This is a genomic window from Streptomyces sp. JJ66 (assembly GCF_019303495.1).
Lineage (GTDB): Bacteria > Actinomycetota > Actinomycetes > Streptomycetales > Streptomycetaceae > Streptomyces.
Genome location: NZ_JAEVFI010000004.1, coordinates 62,613 through 77,801, shown reverse-complemented (window position 1 = coordinate 77,801; position 15,189 = coordinate 62,613). Strand labels below are relative to the sequence as shown.

General features: G+C 72.5%; 13 protein-coding genes. 5 read left to right on the top strand and 8 right to left on the bottom strand.

What is annotated here, in order from left to right; all coding sequences use genetic code 11:
• Nucleotides 1–29: 29 nt before the first annotated feature.
• The 3 genes from JJV70_RS04585 to JJV70_RS04575 all read right to left on the bottom strand — a co-directional run bounded on the left by JJV70_RS04585 (nt 30) and on the right by JJV70_RS04575 (nt 2,566).
• On the bottom strand, nt 30–1,019 hold the full coding sequence (locus tag JJV70_RS04585; protein WP_219046384.1) for a malate dehydrogenase: 990 nt from the start codon (nt 1,017–1,019) through the stop codon (nt 30–32).
• 285 nt (nt 1,020–1,304) lie between these two features.
• On the bottom strand, nt 1,305–1,706 hold the full coding sequence (locus JJV70_RS04580) for a DUF3017 domain-containing protein (protein ID WP_374227247.1): 402 nt from the start codon (nt 1,704–1,706) through the stop codon (nt 1,305–1,307).
• A gap of 5 nt (nt 1,707–1,711) precedes the next feature.
• Nucleotides 1,712–2,566, bottom strand: a complete 855-nt coding sequence (locus tag JJV70_RS04575; RefSeq protein WP_219046383.1) for a bifunctional methylenetetrahydrofolate dehydrogenase/methenyltetrahydrofolate cyclohydrolase — start codon at nt 2,564–2,566, stop codon at nt 1,712–1,714.
• Nucleotides 2,567–2,826: 260 nt separating this feature from the next.
• On the opposite strand from JJV70_RS04575, the gene JJV70_RS04570 reads away from it, so the two are divergent.
• Nucleotides 2,827–3,444, top strand: coding sequence for a hypothetical protein (locus tag JJV70_RS04570; protein ID WP_219046382.1), 618 nt, complete (start codon nt 2,827–2,829; stop codon nt 3,442–3,444).
• 98 nt (nt 3,445–3,542) lie between these two features.
• Here JJV70_RS04570 and purH read toward each other — a convergent pair whose 3' ends face one another.
• Both purH and purN read right to left on the bottom strand, forming a co-directional pair.
• The gene (purH, locus tag JJV70_RS04565; protein WP_219046381.1) at nt 3,543–5,111 is read right to left on the bottom strand and encodes a bifunctional phosphoribosylaminoimidazolecarboxamide formyltransferase/IMP cyclohydrolase; all 1,569 of its coding nucleotides are present in this window, start codon (nt 5,109–5,111) and stop codon (nt 3,543–3,545) included.
• The gene (gene purN / locus JJV70_RS04560; RefSeq protein ID WP_219046380.1) at nt 5,108–5,779 is read right to left on the bottom strand and encodes a phosphoribosylglycinamide formyltransferase; all 672 of its coding nucleotides are present in this window, start codon (nt 5,777–5,779) and stop codon (nt 5,108–5,110) included. The genes purH and purN overlap by 4 nt, the downstream gene beginning before the upstream one ends.
• 217 nt (nt 5,780–5,996) lie before the next feature.
• Between purN and JJV70_RS04555 the strand changes: the two genes are divergently transcribed.
• Entirely contained in the window at nt 5,997–6,983 is a 987-nt protein-coding gene (locus JJV70_RS04555) for a hypothetical protein (RefSeq protein WP_219046379.1), read from the top strand.
• Nucleotides 6,984–7,227: 244 nt separating this feature from the next.
• On the opposite strand, the gene JJV70_RS04550 is transcribed toward JJV70_RS04555, so the two are convergent.
• Nucleotides 7,228–8,712, bottom strand: coding sequence for a DUF6350 family protein (locus JJV70_RS04550; protein WP_308294680.1), 1,485 nt, complete (start codon nt 8,710–8,712; stop codon nt 7,228–7,230).
• Nucleotides 8,713–8,840: 128 nt separating this feature from the next.
• On the opposite strand from JJV70_RS04550, the gene JJV70_RS04545 reads away from it, so the two are divergent.
• Nucleotides 8,841–10,559 (top strand): hypothetical protein, encoded by a 1,719-nt coding sequence (locus JJV70_RS04545; protein ID WP_219046378.1) that lies wholly within the window; start codon nt 8,841–8,843, stop codon nt 10,557–10,559.
• A gap of 87 nt (nt 10,560–10,646) precedes the next feature.
• Here JJV70_RS04545 and sucD read toward each other — a convergent pair whose 3' ends face one another.
• Both sucD and sucC read right to left on the bottom strand, forming a co-directional pair.
• Entirely contained in the window at nt 10,647–11,531 is an 885-nt protein-coding gene (gene sucD / locus JJV70_RS04540) for a succinate--CoA ligase subunit alpha (protein WP_219046377.1), read from the bottom strand.
• 40 nt (nt 11,532–11,571) lie between these two features.
• Nucleotides 11,572–12,744 (bottom strand): ADP-forming succinate--CoA ligase subunit beta, encoded by a 1,173-nt coding sequence (gene sucC / locus JJV70_RS04535; protein WP_219046376.1) that lies wholly within the window; start codon nt 12,742–12,744, stop codon nt 11,572–11,574.
• A gap of 566 nt (nt 12,745–13,310) precedes the next feature.
• Here sucC and JJV70_RS04530 point away from each other — a divergent pair.
• Nucleotides 13,311–14,498 (top strand): AAA family ATPase, encoded by a 1,188-nt coding sequence (locus JJV70_RS04530; protein ID WP_308294679.1) that lies wholly within the window; start codon nt 13,311–13,313, stop codon nt 14,496–14,498.
• Nucleotides 14,495–15,175 carry a DUF4276 family protein gene (locus JJV70_RS04525; protein WP_219046374.1) on the top strand — a complete coding sequence of 227 codons (681 nt, stop codon included), beginning with the start codon at nt 14,495–14,497 and terminating at the stop codon, nt 15,173–15,175. The genes JJV70_RS04530 and JJV70_RS04525 overlap by 4 nt, the downstream gene beginning before the upstream one ends.
• Nucleotides 15,176–15,189 lie beyond the last annotated feature (14 nt).

Below are 15,189 nucleotides of genomic sequence, written 5' to 3'. Positions count from 1 at the left end.
GCTCAGCCACGCCGTCCGTCAGCCGTCCGTCACAGGAGGCCGAGACCGCGTACCGCGTCGCGCTCCTCCGCCAGCTCCTGGACCGAGGCGTCGATCCGGGCGCGGGAGAACTCGTTGATCTCCAGCCCCCGCACAATCTGGTACTCGCCGTTCGCGCAGGTCACCGGGAACGAGGAGATCAGGCCCTCCGGCACGCCGTAGGAGCCGTCGGACGGGATGCCCATGGACGTCCAGTCACCGGCGGCGGTGCCGTTCACCCAGGTGTGGACGTGGTCGATGGCCGCGTTGGCCGCCGACGCCGCCGAGGACGCGCCGCGCGCCTCGATGATGGCCGCGCCGCGCTTGGCGACGGTCGGGATGAACTCCTCCGCCAGCCACTTCTCGTCGCCCACGGTCTCGGCGGCGTTCTTGCCCGCGATCTGAGCGTGGAAGATGTCCGGGTACTGGGTGGCGGAGTGGTTGCCCCAGATCGTCAGCTTCGTGATGTCGTTGACCGAGCTGCCGGTCTTCTTCGCCAGCTGGGTCAGCGCGCGGTTGTGGTCCAGGCGCGTCATCGCGGTGAAGCGCTCGGCCGGGACGTCGGGGGCGGCGGCCTGGGCGATCAGCGCGTTGGTGTTCGCCGGGTTGCCCACGACGAGCACCTTGACGTCGTCGGCGGCGTGGTCGTTGATGGCCTTGCCCTGCGGCTTGAAGATGCCGCCGTTGGCCTCCAGCAGGTCGCCGCGCTCCATGCCCTTGGTGCGCGGGCGGGCGCCGACGAGCAGCGCCACGTTCGCACCGTCGAAGGCCACGTTCGGGTCGTCGGTGATGTCGATGCCCTCCAGGAGCGGGAAGGCGCAGTCGTCCAGCTCCATGGCGGTGCCCTCGGCGGCGCCGAGGGCGGGGGTGATCTCCAGCAGGCGCAGCTTGACGGGGACGTCCGGGCCCAGCAGGTGCCCGGAGGCGATGCGGAAGAGCAGCGCGTAGCCGATCTGGCCGGCGGCTCCGGTGACGGTGACATTGACGGCGTTGCGGGTCATGGCGGTCTCCGTTGAACCTGACGATGGCGGCAAGGACCCCGTGCACGCGAGAGCGCCGCCGGGTCCGCGGGACCCGTGAAGTCTCTCTACGTCAAGAGATCCGGCGTCAGGCTACCGCGCCGGGCCCCCGCGACACACGCTGGGCAGCCGCCCGCGGAAGGAGGGGGCGGGCGGCTGCCGGGGCGCGGTTGTGCACCCGTGGGGGTGACCGTGTTGTTCCCCGTCCCGCCCGGGCCATGCACGCGCCTGTCGGCGACCGGCGGAATCCGGCCATCCCAGCGTGTGCTAGCGCACCAGGAACCGCATGATCTCCTGGAGGAACGGGATACGCAGCCACGGGTTGGGCTGGACCATGAGCGCCAGCAGCACCACCGCCGTGCCCAGCGCCCCGTACGTCAGGACGTCGGTGAAGCGGGAGCGGACCGCCAGCATGCCCACCGACGGCACCAGCCACCGCAGCACCGCGCCCGTCAACAGGGCGGCGCCCACGATGAGCAGACCGATCCGCATGGTGCTCAGCAGGAGTAGCAGCCCGGCGGCCGTGCCCGCGAGCACGACGAGCAGCGGCCACTGACGGGCCGGGGCCAGGGCGTCACCCGGCGCCGCCCGCCCGCCGCCCTCGGGGCGGGCGGTGTCCCGGGTGAAGACCGGGAAGCGGCGCGAGCGGCGCGGGAAGGGGGCAGCCACCGCCGTCAGCCCGCGTTCCGCTCGGCCGCTTCGACGACGTTGGCCAGCAGCATCGCCCGCGTCATCGGGCCGACGCCGCCGGGGTTCGGGGCGACCCAGGCGGCCGTCTCGGCCACCCCGGGGTGCACGTCGCCGACGATCTTGCCGCTCTCGTCGCGGCTGACGCCGACATCCAGCACGGCGGCGCCTGGCCGCACGTCCTCCGGCTTGATCAGGTGCGGCACGCCCGCGGCGGCCACCACGATGTCGGCGCGGCGCAGGTGCGCGGCCAGGTCCCGGGTGCCGGTGTGGCACTGCGTCACGGTGGCGTTCTCCGAGCGGCGGGTGAGCAGCAGCGGCAGCGAGCGGCCCACGGTGATGCCGCGCCCGACGACGACGACCTCCGCGCCCGCGATCCGCACCCCGTGGCGGCGCAGCAGCTCGATGATGCCGTTCGGGGTGCACGGCAGCGGCGCGGGCACCCCGAGGACGAGGCGGCCCAGGTTGGCGGGGTGGAGACCGTCGGCGTCCTTGTCCGGGTCCATCAGCTCCAGCACCCGGTTGGTGTCCATGCCCTTGGGCAGGGGCAACTGCACGATGTAGCCGGTGCACTCCGGGTCCTCGTTCAGCTCGCGCACGACGGCCTCGATCTCCTCCTGCGAGGCCGTCGCGGGCAGTTCCCGCTGGAGGGAGGCGATGCCCACCTGGGCACAGTCGCGGTGCTTGCCCGCCACGTACTTGTGGCTGGCCGGGTCGTCACCCACCAGCACCGTGGCGAGGCCGGGCCGCACACCACGGGCGGCCAGGGCCTCGACCCGGGTCGTCAGTTCGGACTTGATCGCGGCCGCGGTGGCCTTGCCGTCGAGAATCTGCGCGCTCATGGCCCCCATCCTCGCGGATGAGAGCCCGCGCGTTCCACCCCGGGCGGCGCCGGCACGTGCGCCCACGGTTCGTCACAGAACGCGAACGCAACTGGACAGCACTCCTTGGTACACCGGATGATGAGCGGGTGCTGCGGCCGTCGGGGGCGGTCGCGGGGGCGGCACCCAGGGGATTCCTCTTGCCTGCGGCTTCGGCGTGGCCCCCGTACCGGCAGGGCGGCACCACCGTTACGTCCCTACCGTGTCAGAGGAAGTCCGCTGTGAGCACCCCGAGTCAGCACAACCCGTACGGCCCGCCGCCGCAGGGGCCGCCGCCCGTGGCGCAGCCGCAGTACGGCTACCCGCAACAGCCGCCCGCCCCGCCCCAGCCGGGCTACGGCTACCCCCAGCAGCCGCCCGCATACCCGCAGCAGCCCGGCTACCCGGGCGGCGGGCCGATGTATCCCGGCCCGCCGGTGCCAACACAGCTGCCGGGGAAGCTGAAAGTTCTGCGCGTGCTGATTTTCGTGGCGGGCGCGCTCCAGGGGCTGTTGTCGCTGGCCATGCTCATCCTCCTGGCAGCCAACAGCCAGGATGCCGGGCAGGCAACGCAGGACTCGTTCGGTTACAACCTTGGCCTCGGCATCTTCTACACCTTGTTCGGCCTCTACCTGGTGCACGCCGTGGTGGGCATCGTGCTGGCCGCCCGCTTCGGGCAGGGCGGAAACGGCATTCGCGTCGGCACGATCGTGTGGGCTTCGTTCCTCACGCTGTTCGGCGTCATAGCGATCCCGTTCGGCGTGCTGTGGGCGGGGCTGGGCATCACCGGCATCGTCTTCCTGACTCAGGACGAGGCCAAGGCATGGTTCCGGCGCGGGCAGCCCGGCCTGGTGGGCTGACGCCCGTCCCCGCGTACGAGGGCCGCGCACGTCGATGACGTGCGCGGCCCTCGCGCGTGCGGGGTGACCCGGGCGAGTGGGTGCCCCCGGTGTCAGTGTCAGTGGAAGAAGTGGCGGGTGCCGGTGAGGTACATCGTGACGCCGGCTGCCCTGGCCGCCTCGATCACCGCCTCGTCGCGTACCGATCCGCCCGGCTGGACGACGGCGCGCACGCCCGCCGCCGTCAGCACCTCAAGGCCGTCGGGGAACGGGAAGAACGCGTCGGAGGCCGCGAAGGACCCGGCGGCCCGCTCGGCGCCCGCTCGCTCGACGGCCAGCTTCGCGGAGTCCACCCGGTTGACCTGGCCCATGCCGACGCCGACCGTGGCGCCGTCCCGGGCGAGCAGGATGGCGTTGGACTTCACCGCGCGGCAGGCCCGCCAGGCGAAGGCCAGCTGGGCGAGCCCGGCCTCGTCCAGCGCCTCGCCGGTGGCCAGCGTCCAGCGCGCCGGGTCGTCGCCGTCGGCCTGCAGGCGGTCCTTGGCCTGGAGCAGCGCGCCACCCTCGACGGGACGCAGCTCGGTGACCGCGCCGGGCGCCTGTGGGCAGCGCAGCACACGGACGTTCTTCTTCCGCGTCAGCACCTCCACGGCGCCCTGGTCGTAGCCGGGGGCGACGACGACCTCGGTGAAGATCTCCGCGACCTGCTCGGCCATCGCCACCGACACCGGCCGGTTGACGGCGATGACGCCGCCGAACGCGGACAGCGGGTCGCAGGCGTGTGCCTTGCGGTGTGCCTCGGCGACGTCCGTGCCGGTCGCGATGCCGCACGGGTTGGCGTGCTTGATGATCGCCACGCACGGCTCGGCGTGGTCGTGCGCGGCGCGGCGGGCGGCCTCGGTGTCCACGTAGTTGTTGTACGACATCTCCTTGCCGTGCAGCTGCTCGGCCTCCGCCAGGCCGCCGGTGCCGTCGCTGTAGAGGGCCGCGCCCTGGTGCGGGTTCTCGCCGTAGCGCAGCACGTGCCGCCGCTCCAGCGCGGAGCCGAGGAACGCCGGGAATCCGCTGTCGTCGGACGCGTAGCCGACGGAGTCGTCGGCGAACCAGCCCGCCACGGCCACGTCGTAGGCGGCGGTGTGAGCGAACGCCTCGGCGGCCAGCCGCTTGCGGGCGCTCAGGTCGAAACCGCCGTCAGCCGCCGCCCGCAGCACGTCGGCGTACCGCTCGGGGTTGACGACGACCGCCACGGACGGGTGGTTCTTCGCGGCGGCGCGCACCATGGACGGGCCGCCGATGTCGATCTGCTCCACACACGCGTCCGGGGAGGCGCCGGAGGCGACCGTCTCCCGGAACGGGTAGAGGTTGACGACCACCAGCTCGAACGGCTCCACGCCCAGCTCGGCCAGCTGCTCGCGGTGCGCCTCAAGGCGCTGGTCGGCCAGGATGCCCGCGTGGACGCGCGGGTGGAGCGTCTTGACCCGGCCGTCCAGGCACTCGGGGAAGCCGGTCAGCTCCTCGACCTTCGTCACCGGTACCCCGGCGGCGGCGATCTTCGCGGCCGTCGAGCCGGTGGAGACGAGCTGGACCCCGGCCGCGTGCAGGCCACGGGCCAGCTCCTCCAGCCCCGTCTTGTCGTAGACGCTGACCAGCGCGCGGCGGATCGGTCGCTTCGTAGCTTCGGCGGTCATGCCGGAATCCGTACCTTTCGTCCCTCAATGCGGTAGCCGTCGCGCGCCAGGCGGCCCACGACGTTGACGAGCAGGCGTCGCTCGACTTCCTTGATGCGCTCGTGCAGCGCGGCCCCGTCGTCCAGGTGGTCCTCGTCCCGGACCTCCACCACCCCCTGGGCGATGATCGGACCGGTATCGACGCCGTCGTCGACGAAGTGGACGGTGCACCCGGTCACCTTCACGCCGTACGCGAGCGCGTCCCGCACCCCGTGGGCGCCGGGAAAGCTGGGCAGCAGCGCCGGGTGGGTGTTGACGAACCGGCCGCCGAACCGGGCCAGGAACTCCCGGCCGACGATGCGCATGAAGCCCGCCGAGACCACCAGATCCGGCGCGTGGGCGGCCGTCGCCTCGGCCAGCGCCCGGTCCCAGTCGGCCCGGTCGGCGTAGTCGCGTACGCGGCACACGAACGTCGGCACGTTGGCCCGCTCGGCCCGGGCCAGCCCCTCGATGCCGTCCCGGTCCGCGCCGACGGCCACGACGCGGGCGCCGTACGCGTCCGGCCCGGCGGAGTGGACGGCGTCCAGCAGCGCCTGAAGGTTCGTGCCCGAACCGGATAGGAGCACGACGAGGCGGGCAGGAGTGGAAGCAGCAGCCACGACGAGGCTCTTTCTCAGGCTCGGGGACATCAGGCGCGGGAGCGCCTTGGTGCGATCGAACGAACAGCGGAGGCGGGCGAATCCGGGGAACCCTACGAAGCGGCCGACCGCCAGCAACGATACCGGCCCCGCCGAGCGCTCCCCACGGGACGGCCCGCAGGCCAGCGGGTAGCGTCGGGGCACGGTTCCGTGACCTCGCACACCAGCGGGCGGGACACGGACGGACGAAGGGGACGACACACACCTGATGACTGAGCGACGCCGCGTCTTCGGTCAGCCCGGCCGCCCGGGCGACCGGTCCCAGGGCTCCGGGTGGAGCAGCCAGGACGACAATCCCTTCGCGCCTCCCCCCGAGGGGCAGCCCGACCAGCCGTGGCAGCCCCGCCACCGCCCCGAGGGCCACGACCCGGACCAGCCGGGCTCCGGCCAGCACGGCTCCGACGAGCACAGCCACGGCGAGCACGGCCACGGCGAGCACGGCCACGGCGACGCCCAGGGCTCCGGTGACGCCCAGGGCACGGAGCCGGGCGCCGGGGGCTCCGAGGACCACGGCGGCGGCCAGGGACCGGCCCGGGGGGCGTGGGGCAGCCAGTGGAGCAGCCGCCAGCCCCGGCGGCAGAGCGGCGGCTTCGGCGGCCCCGGTGACTCCGGTGGCCCCGGCGGGCCGGGCGGACCCGGCGGCCCTGGCGGGCCGGGCAACGGGCGCGGGCCGCGCAAGGGCGGCCCCGCCGGAAGGCGCTGGGACCCGCGCGACCCGGCCCAGCGGCACGCGCGCTTCGCCATGCTCGCGGGCATGTGGGGCTTCTTCTTCGTCGCGGTCTTCAACCTCGCGCCGCTCGGCCTGCTGCTGGGCTCACTCGCCCTGTACTGGGGCATCAGCGCGCTGCGCGGGGCGCCGGGCGTCGAGCGCAAGGACTCCGGCGGGCGGAACGGTTCGGCGGTCGCCGCCCTCACCGGCCGGGCCACGGATGCCTCCGGCTCCCGCCCGCCCGCGCCGGGTGACCCGGGCACGCCCGGTGGGGCCCGGGGCGCGGCTCCGCTGACGTCGGCCGCGGTGGGCGGCATCGTCGGTGGCAGTCTCGCCCTGCTGCTCGTCGCCGCCGCGTTCACCCTGCAACTCGTCTACTCCGACTACTACACCTGCGTTGACGACGCCCTCACCGCGACGTCCCGCGAAACCTGCGAGGAACTCCTGCCGGAACAACTCCGTCCGGTCATCGGCGAGAACTCCTGACCCCTCCGCTTCCCCGCCGAGCACGCGGGAGCCCCGGGCGCTTCGGCTGACGCGCCGCTTCGGCTGACGCGCCGCCTCGGCTGGCCCAGCGCGGGGGTTGCGCGGCTCCGGCCCACGCAGGTGGCACCTGGCCGGTCCAGGCGGGCGGTTGCGGGCTGGCCCGCGCGGGTGAGGCCGCACGGCGCGCGACCGCCAGGGGCGAGACGCCTCCCCCGGTTCACCAAGCGGTGCGGCGGGGTAGCCGCTACCGCCGGTGGCGACCCCGGCGGCGCTCCACCGGCCCCGGGTCCTCCCAGCGCGGCTCGAAGTCGGCCATCAGTCCGCCGGACGCCTCCTTCAGCGCCGCCCACCGCGCCAGCCGCGCCCCCGTCGCGTGCCAGTCGCCCACCGGCTCCCCGTCCGCCCGCCCGCGCAGCGAGCCGCACCACGTCGCGAACCGCCGCCACGCCAGGGCCACAGCCAGCAGCGGATGCGGGTCCTTCACCCGCCACAGCCGCACCGCGAGCGCCACCGGGACGGACACCACCGCCGTCCAGCCGACCGCCGCGCCGCCCGTCTGCCACCACACCGGGCCAAGATGCGCGAGGGCGGCCGTGCCGAGCGGGCCGCTCGCCGCCGCGCCCAGCAGCGCCATCGCGAGCCCGCACCCCAGCGCGCCGAGCAGCGCGGTGCCGACGGTTCCGCGCCACCCCGTGGCGCCGTGCCGCGTCCCCGGCACCGGGACGCCCGCCCGGGCCGCGGACCAGCCCGCCGCCCACCCCGCTGCCACCGGCACCGCTCCGGCCGCCGCCCACAGCACCGGGTAACCCCCGCCCTCCCCGGGCACCGCCGCCAGCAGCGGGAAGTGCGGCAGCGACGGGTACGGGGTCGTCGCCAGCGGCCCCACCGCGCTGCCCGCGCCCAGCGTGAACCCGGGTCCGAGGCCGAAGGCCGCGCCCCACACCGCGACGTTGGGCACCAGCGCCACGCACAGCAGCAGCACCGCCAGCTGCCCGGACCAGGCCGACGTCAGCTGGGGAAACGCCTCCCGCACCGCGCCTCCGTGCCACGCCAGCCCGACCGTGGCCAGCAGCGCACCGCCCCCGCACAGCACGGCCACCGCAGCCCCCGACGCGCGTACGGCGGCGCCCGGACGCAGCCGCCGCACCCACCGCGCCGCCGACGGCCAGCCGGGCACCCGCCGGGTGAAGGCGTCGGGCAGGCGCAACGCCTCCCGTCCTGCGGCGCACCAGCCGCCGACGGTGAGCGTGCCGAAGGTGAGCAGCGGCAGGTGCAGCGCGGCGCTCCACGGGTCCACGGCCAGCGGCCCGGTGACGGAGTATCCGACCACACCGGCGGCGACGACGAGGTAGCCACCCCCCAGGCATCCGACGCCGCGCCACCCGCCGCCGTCGGCCCGGATCGCCCGGACCGCCCGGTACAGCAGACCCACCGGGAGCGCGGTCAGCAGCAGGGGGGTGACGCCGACGGGCGCGGGCACCCCGCTGAGCGTGTCGAGGCGGACCAGCTCGGCACCGTGGGCGAGGAGCCACAGGCTCGCGGCGACCCGCAGGGCCCCGCCGGGTCCGCTGTCCGGGTACGGCGAGGTGATCCACAGCAGGAGGGCCACCATGGCCACGAGCGCCAAGCCCAGACAGGCGGCGAATGCGCCTTCCACGACCGCTTCCAGGGCGGGCACGCCCCGCGCGGCCTCCCGGCGGCGTGCGCTGTGCTGCGTCGTTCGGCTCACGCCGCCATGCTGCCAACAACACCCGTTTCGCCCGGGTACCGCGCGAAAGCTCGTGGTGTCGCCCAATATGATGCTATGCACTTTTTCACACTGATGTCTCGGTGGGCGCGTCACGGTGAGAGGCGGGCATGAGCGAAGTCGGCACCCCACGGACGGAACAGACGGCACGTCAGCGGCGACGCGCCGTCAAGCGCGCGCGCCGCCAGGGCCTCCCGCTGCCGCCCGAGCACTCCGCCAGCCCCGCGCCCGAAGCCGGGGAGGCCCCGCCTGCCGCCGCCCACGAGCCGGAGCCCCAGCCCGACGCCGCCCACGCGTCCGCAGGCAAGCCCGACGCCGCACCCGTGCCCGCAGGCGAGCCCGGCATCACGCCCGAGCCCGCGAGCGAGGCCGCCCCCGCCGCCGGGGTGGGCACGGCACCGGCACCGGAGCGGGACGCACCGGAGCGGGAGCGGGACGCGCCGGAGCGGGACGACGCCCGGGAGCAGGCCCACGAGCCGCCCCTGGCCCGCGTCACCGTGCCCGGCGAGCCCCGGACCCACTCGCTCCTGGTCTCGCCCCCGCCCGGCGGCTGGACGCCTCTCCGCCCCCTCCAGCTCCCCACCACCGGGCTGCCCCTCCCGCTCACCCGCCGTCCCCTCCCGCGCCCCGCCGCCCAGGCCGACCCGGCCCCCAGGCCCGGCGACACACCCGGCGGTCAGAACGCCCCCCAGCCGCAGCCCCGCCCGGCCACCGAGCCGGACCCGGAGCACGCCACGGCGGCACCGGAACCCGGCGCGGAGCCGGAGCCGCGCGCGAAACACCCCACCGGCCCGGCCCAGCGCCCGGAGCCGGACCCCGTGCCAGAACCGCCCGGCGCAAAGTCCGCGACCGCACCGGACGCCGGCGCCGAGCCGCAGCCGGACACCCCACCGGACGCCGGCGCGGAACACGGGTCAGCGGCCAGCCCCGCCCCCGACAGGACGCGAGCACCCGCAGCACCCCCCGCGCCCAGCGAGCCGGAGACGAAGGCGCCCAGCACGCCCCCCGGGCCGGGAGCAGCGGCACCCAGCGCGCCCGCCTGGGCCCTGCCGGAGGCGGACGCGGACGCGCTCGCGGCGCGGATGACACGGCAGGAGCGGGAAGAAGCGGCGACCTGGCCACCCGTCGAGGCGTTCGACGCGCTGTACGACCGCACCGTGCGCGGGTTGACGCGGCAGGCGTACCTGCTCACCGGGCACGGCAAGCTGGCCGAGTGGGCGGTGCGGCGGGCGTTCCACCAGGCGTGGGAGCAGTGGCCGAAAGTGGCCGTGGACCGGGACCCGGCGGGCTGGGTTCGGGCGGCGGTGCATGAGCGGGCGCTGTCCCCGTGGCATCAGCTGCGTCCCGCGCACCGCACGCCGGACGCCTACGCGGGCGTCCCGGAGGACCGGGAGCTGTTGACGGCGCTGCTCACGCTGCCGCCCGTCCACCGCCGGGTGCTGCTGCTGCACGACGGCATGGGGATCGGGCTCGCGGAGACGGCCGCCGAGACCGAGGCCAGCACTCCGGCGACCGCCGCCCGGCTGCTCAACGCGCGCGAAGCGCTGGCCGGGCGGGTGGCGGAACTGGTCCCCGTCGCACCGGAGCGGCGCGGTGCCCGCGTCGGTGTGCTGCTGCGCCAGCTCGCGGCGGCGCAGGTCGTGGAGCCGCCGCCCGCGCGGGAGGTGCGCTCGGGCAGCGACCGGCTGACCCGGGGCCGGACGGCCGCCGCCTGCGGCCTGACCGCCGCCGTGGTCGCGGCGACCTCGTTCACCATCGCCACGACCGAGCACGGCAGCCTGCTTCCGCAGACCTCCCTCACCACCGCCGTGCGGCAGCTGGCGGACTAGCGCGGACACACCAACGGGTCCGGGTCCGTCCCTGACAGCAGGGACGGACCCGGACCCGTTCGGCCGGTGCCCGGCCGGGTGACCGGCTCAGCCGCCGAGGATCTCGCGGGCGAGCCGCGCGGTCTCCGACGGGGTCTTGCCGACCTTCACACCGGCAGCCTCCAGGGCCTCCTTCTTCGCCTGGGCGGTGCCGGAGGAGCCGGAGACGATGGCACCGGCGTGGCCCATGGTCTTGCCCTCGGGCGCGGTGAAGCCCGCGACGTAGCCGACGACCGGCTTGGAGACGCTGGCCTTGATGAAGTCGGCCGCGCGCTCCTCGGCGTCGCCGCCGATCTCACCGATCATGACGATCAGGTCGGTGTCCGGGTCGGCCTCGAACGCCTTCAGCGCGTCGATGTGGGTGGTGCCGATGACCGGGTCACCGCCGATGCCGACGCAGGTGGAGAAGCCGAGGTCACGCAGCTCGTACATCATCTGGTACGTCAGCGTGCCGGACTTCGACACCAGGCCGATGCGGCCCGGCTTGGTGATGTCGGCCGGGATGATGCCCGCGTTGGACTGACCCGGGGTGATCAGACCGGGGCAGTTCGGGCCGACGATGCGGGTCTTGTTGCCCTTCTTGCCGGCGTAGGACCAGAAGGCGGCGGTGTCGTGCACCGCGATGCCCTCGGTGATGACGACGGCGAGCGGGATCTCGGCGTCGATCGCCTCGACGACGGCGCTCTTGGTGAACTTCTCCGGGACGAAGATGACGGTCACGTCGGCGCCGGTGGCCTCGATGGCCTCCGTGACGCTGCCGAAGACCGGGATCTCGGTGCCGTCGAAGTCGACGCTGGTGCCCGCCTTGCGCGGGTTGACGCCGCCGACGATGTTCGTGCCCGAAGCCAGCATGCGCTTGGTGTGCTTCTGGCCCTCGGAACCGGTCATCCCCTGGACGATGACCTTGCTTTCCTTGGTGAGGAAGATAGCCATGGTTGCGGTTGTCCTCGTGTCCTTTGAGATCCGGGGCCGGTTACTTGGCGGCCAGCTCGGCGGCGCGGTCGGCGGCACCGTCCATGGTGTCCACCTGCTCGACCAGCGGGTGGTTGGCGTCGGTCAGGATCTTGCGCCCGACCTCGGCGTTGTTGCCGTCCAGGCGCACGACCAGCGGCTTGGTGACGTCCTCGCCCTTGGACTTCAGCAGTTCCAGGGCCTGCACGATGCCGTTGGCCACCGCGTCGCAGGCGGTGATGCCGCCGAAGACGTTGACGAAGACGGACTTGACGTCCGCGTCGCCCAGGATCACCTCCAGGCCGTTGGCCATGACCTCGGCCGAGGCACCGCCGCCGATGTCCAGGAAGTTGGCGGGCTTGACGCCCGCGTGCTTCTCACCGGCGTACGCGACGACGTCCAGGGTGGACATGACCAGGCCCGCGCCGTTGCCGATGATGCCGACCTGGCCGTCGAGCTTGACGTAGTTCAGGCCCTTGGCCTTGGCAGCGGCTTCGAGCGGGTCAGCCGCGGCCTTGTCCTCCAGAGCGGCGTGGTCGGGCTGGCGGAACTCGGCGTTGGCGTCCAGCGACACCTTGCCGTCCAGCGCGATGACCTGGCCGTCGGCCGTCTTGACCAGCGGGTTGACCTCGACCAGCAGCGCGTCTTCCTTGATGAAGACGTCCCACAGCCGCTGGAGCACGACCACGATCTGGTCGGTCAGCTCGGCCGGGAACTTCGCGGCCTCGGCGATCTCGCGGGCCTTGGCCTCGGTGACGCCGTCGATCGCGTCCACCGGGATCTTGGCCAGGGCCTCGGGCTTGGTGGCGGCGACCTCCTCGATGTCCACGCCGCCCTCGACGGAGGCCATGGCGAGGAAGGTGCGGTTGGTGCGGTCCAGCAGGAAGGAGGCGTAGTACTCCTCCGCGATGTCCGCCGTCTGGGCCAGCATCACCTTGTGGACCGTGTGGCCCTTGATGTCCATGCCCAGGATCTGACCGGCCTTGTCCACCGCGTCGTCCGGGTCGGCGGCGAGCTTGACGCCACCGGCCTTGCCGCGGCCACCGGTCTTCACCTGGGCCTTGACGACCGCACGGCCGCCGAGTCGCTCGGCCACCTCGCGCGCCGCCTCAGGCGTGTCGATGACTTCACCGGCCAGCACCGGCACGTCATGCTTGGCGAAGAGGTCCCTCGCCTGGTACTCGAACAGGTCCACGCGCGTCCGTCCCTAATCCGTTATCGCGGTTCGTTGTCAGCGTGGGCGTGCCGCGTGGCCGCGCGATGACGGGACGCGGCATGTCCGTCTTGCAGGGTAGTCCTGCGGCCAGGCGCTGCATAAATCGCACGTCACACCAACGCGGTGACCCCGCTCACACGCACCCCCGAACCGGCACCCCGCCGGGCTCACTGCCCCGGCAGCGCAGCGGCCATCACCTCAGGAGAACAGCTCCGGGGTCCACGCGAACGCCGGTACACCCCTGCTTAGCGGAACCCGGCCATCGGGAGACTGCGACCACTGGGAGCGGACAACATCGGCAGGACCACCCGAGCAAACCGGTACACACTCGGGCACACCGCCTGGATCTGACATATAGCCGATATAGCCACTCATGCCAGGAACGTGAAGCCGCCCTGGTGTGACGGCGAACCGTCCCTGAGTCGGCACCCGGCTGAGTGGCAAGTGCACATGGTCGGTGCACCCTGGCACGATAATGGCCAGTCGGCATCCACATCCGACTCGTCAGACCCATGGCAGGGTAAGGAGAGTTCATGCGGCCTCCCGTGATCGAGGCGATTAGGATTGAGAACTACCGCGTCCTCCAGGACGTGAATATCAAGAAACTCAAGCCCTTCACGGTGCTCGTAGGTCCCAACGGGAGTGGGAAGTCAACGCTTTTCGACGTCTTCGCCTTTTTGGAGACCTGCTTCACCCGTGGTGTTCGTAGCGCCTGGGATCGCCGGGGAGGGGCACGAGAGTTGCGTTCGCGTGGCGCGGTCGGACCGGTGGCTATCCAGCTCTCCTACCGTGAACACCCGAAGGCGAAGCTGCTGACCTACCGGCTGGAGCTCTCAGAGTCCAGGGGCCGCCCGGTGGTCAGTCGGGAGCAGTTGCGCTGGACGCGGGGCGCGGCTCAGGGAAGGCCCAGCCATATCCTCGACTTCCAATCCGGCCATGGTTATGTGATGGACGAGGAGACCGGCGAGAAAGCCGTGGAGTACCTGGACAGTCCGGACACCCTTGCGGTGAACGCGTTGGGTCAGTTCCGGTCGCATCCCCGGGTCATGGCTCTGCGGCGCTTCATCTCGGGTTGGTACCTCTCTTATCTCTCCGTTGCCGAGGAACGTCAATCGCCCGCCGCCGGCCCCCAGGAACGGCTCTCCCAGTCGGGTGACAACATCAGCAACGTCCTCCAGTACCTCAAGGAGAACCATCCGAGCCGGTTGACCACCATCATCGAAGCACTGACCGAGACGGTCCCCGCACTGGAGAGCGTCGGATACGAGAGCTCACCGGACGGCCGACTCATCCTGTTCATCAAGGACGCCCCTTTCGAGAAGCCGGTGCTTGCCAGTAATGCCTCGGACGGCACGCTCAAACTCCTCTCCTACCTCACACTCCTCTACGACCCCGATCCGGCGCCCTTCATCGGCATCGAGGAACCGGAGAACCACCTTTACCCCACCGTCCTGCCCGGCCTCGCCCATCAGTGTCGGCTGTCCAGCGGTAAGTCGCAGGTCTTGGTGACCACGCACTCACAGGAGTTCATCAACTCCTGCCGGGCCGATGAAGTGGTGGCGCTCTACCGTAACGAGTCCGGCTTCACACAAGTAATCCGTCCACATGAACTGCCCATGGTCACCGACATGATGGACAACGGAGCACAGCTGGGAAACCTCTGGCAGGAGGGCTACTTCGACGACCTGCCGGAGCCGAGGACGCCCGAGAAAGAGCCGGGAGCCGAGAAGTGACGCGCGCAAAGGACCGACGGGCGCAGAAGGCGGGCTCGCGTCCGACGGTCGAGCTGGAGGTGCTGGTCGAGGAGGAGTCCGCGAGCGAAGCCCTCAAGCCGCTGCTCGCCAGAGTTTTCCAGGGCAGCGATGTGCGGTTGCGGGTCCGAAAGTTCCAGGGGAAGCCCGACCTGCTGAAGAAGCTGCCGGACCGGCTGCGCGGTTACGCCGCCGCCAGCCGCAGTGGTAGGGATGTCCGCGTGGTCGTGCTGGTTGACCGGGACAACGACGACTGCGCCACGCTCAAGAAGGATCTGGACCGCTACGCACGACAGGCCGGTCTCACGCCGCGGGCGGACGCGGCCAGCACAGGGTGCTTCGACGTACTGAACCGCATTGCGATACGCGAGCTGGAGAGCTGGTACTTCGGCGACTGGGACGCTGTGCGCAAGGCATTCCCCAAGGTGGTCACGGAGGCACCCAGGGCGTACCGGGGTAACCCGGATCTGCCTGCGGGCAAGGCATCCGAAGCCTTCGAGAAGGCACTGAGCTCCAGCGGAGTAAGAATCGCCTCCAAGCCCGAATGGGGACGCCGGATCGGACCCGGGCTGAGCGTCGAGAAGAACAGGTCTCCCAGCTTCCACACCTTCCTCAGTGGCGTACGGGCACTCACCGCCAACAACGCACGAGGACGTTAGCCGCGACCTTTCGC

Excerpts from the sequence above, each read along its gene's own strand:
- JJV70_RS04555 (WP_219046379.1), top strand. The coding sequence starts at position 5,997 with ATGACTGAGCGACGCCGCGTCTTCGGTCAGCCCGGCCGCCCGGGCGAC.
- purN (WP_219046380.1), bottom strand. The coding sequence starts at position 5,779 with ATGTCCCCGAGCCTGAGAAAGAGCCTCGTCGTGGCTGCTGCTTCCACT.
- purH (WP_219046381.1), bottom strand. The coding sequence starts at position 5,111 with ATGACCGCCGAAGCTACGAAGCGACCGATCCGCCGCGCGCTGGTCAGC.
- JJV70_RS04575 (WP_219046383.1), bottom strand. The coding sequence starts at position 2,566 with ATGAGCGCGCAGATTCTCGACGGCAAGGCCACCGCGGCCGCGATCAAG.
- sucD (WP_219046377.1), bottom strand. The coding sequence starts at position 11,531 with ATGGCTATCTTCCTCACCAAGGAAAGCAAGGTCATCGTCCAGGGGATG.
- JJV70_RS04545 (WP_219046378.1), top strand. The coding sequence starts at position 8,841 with ATGAGCGAAGTCGGCACCCCACGGACGGAACAGACGGCACGTCAGCGG.
- JJV70_RS04585 (WP_219046384.1), bottom strand. The coding sequence starts at position 1,019 with ATGACCCGCAACGCCGTCAATGTCACCGTCACCGGAGCCGCCGGCCAG.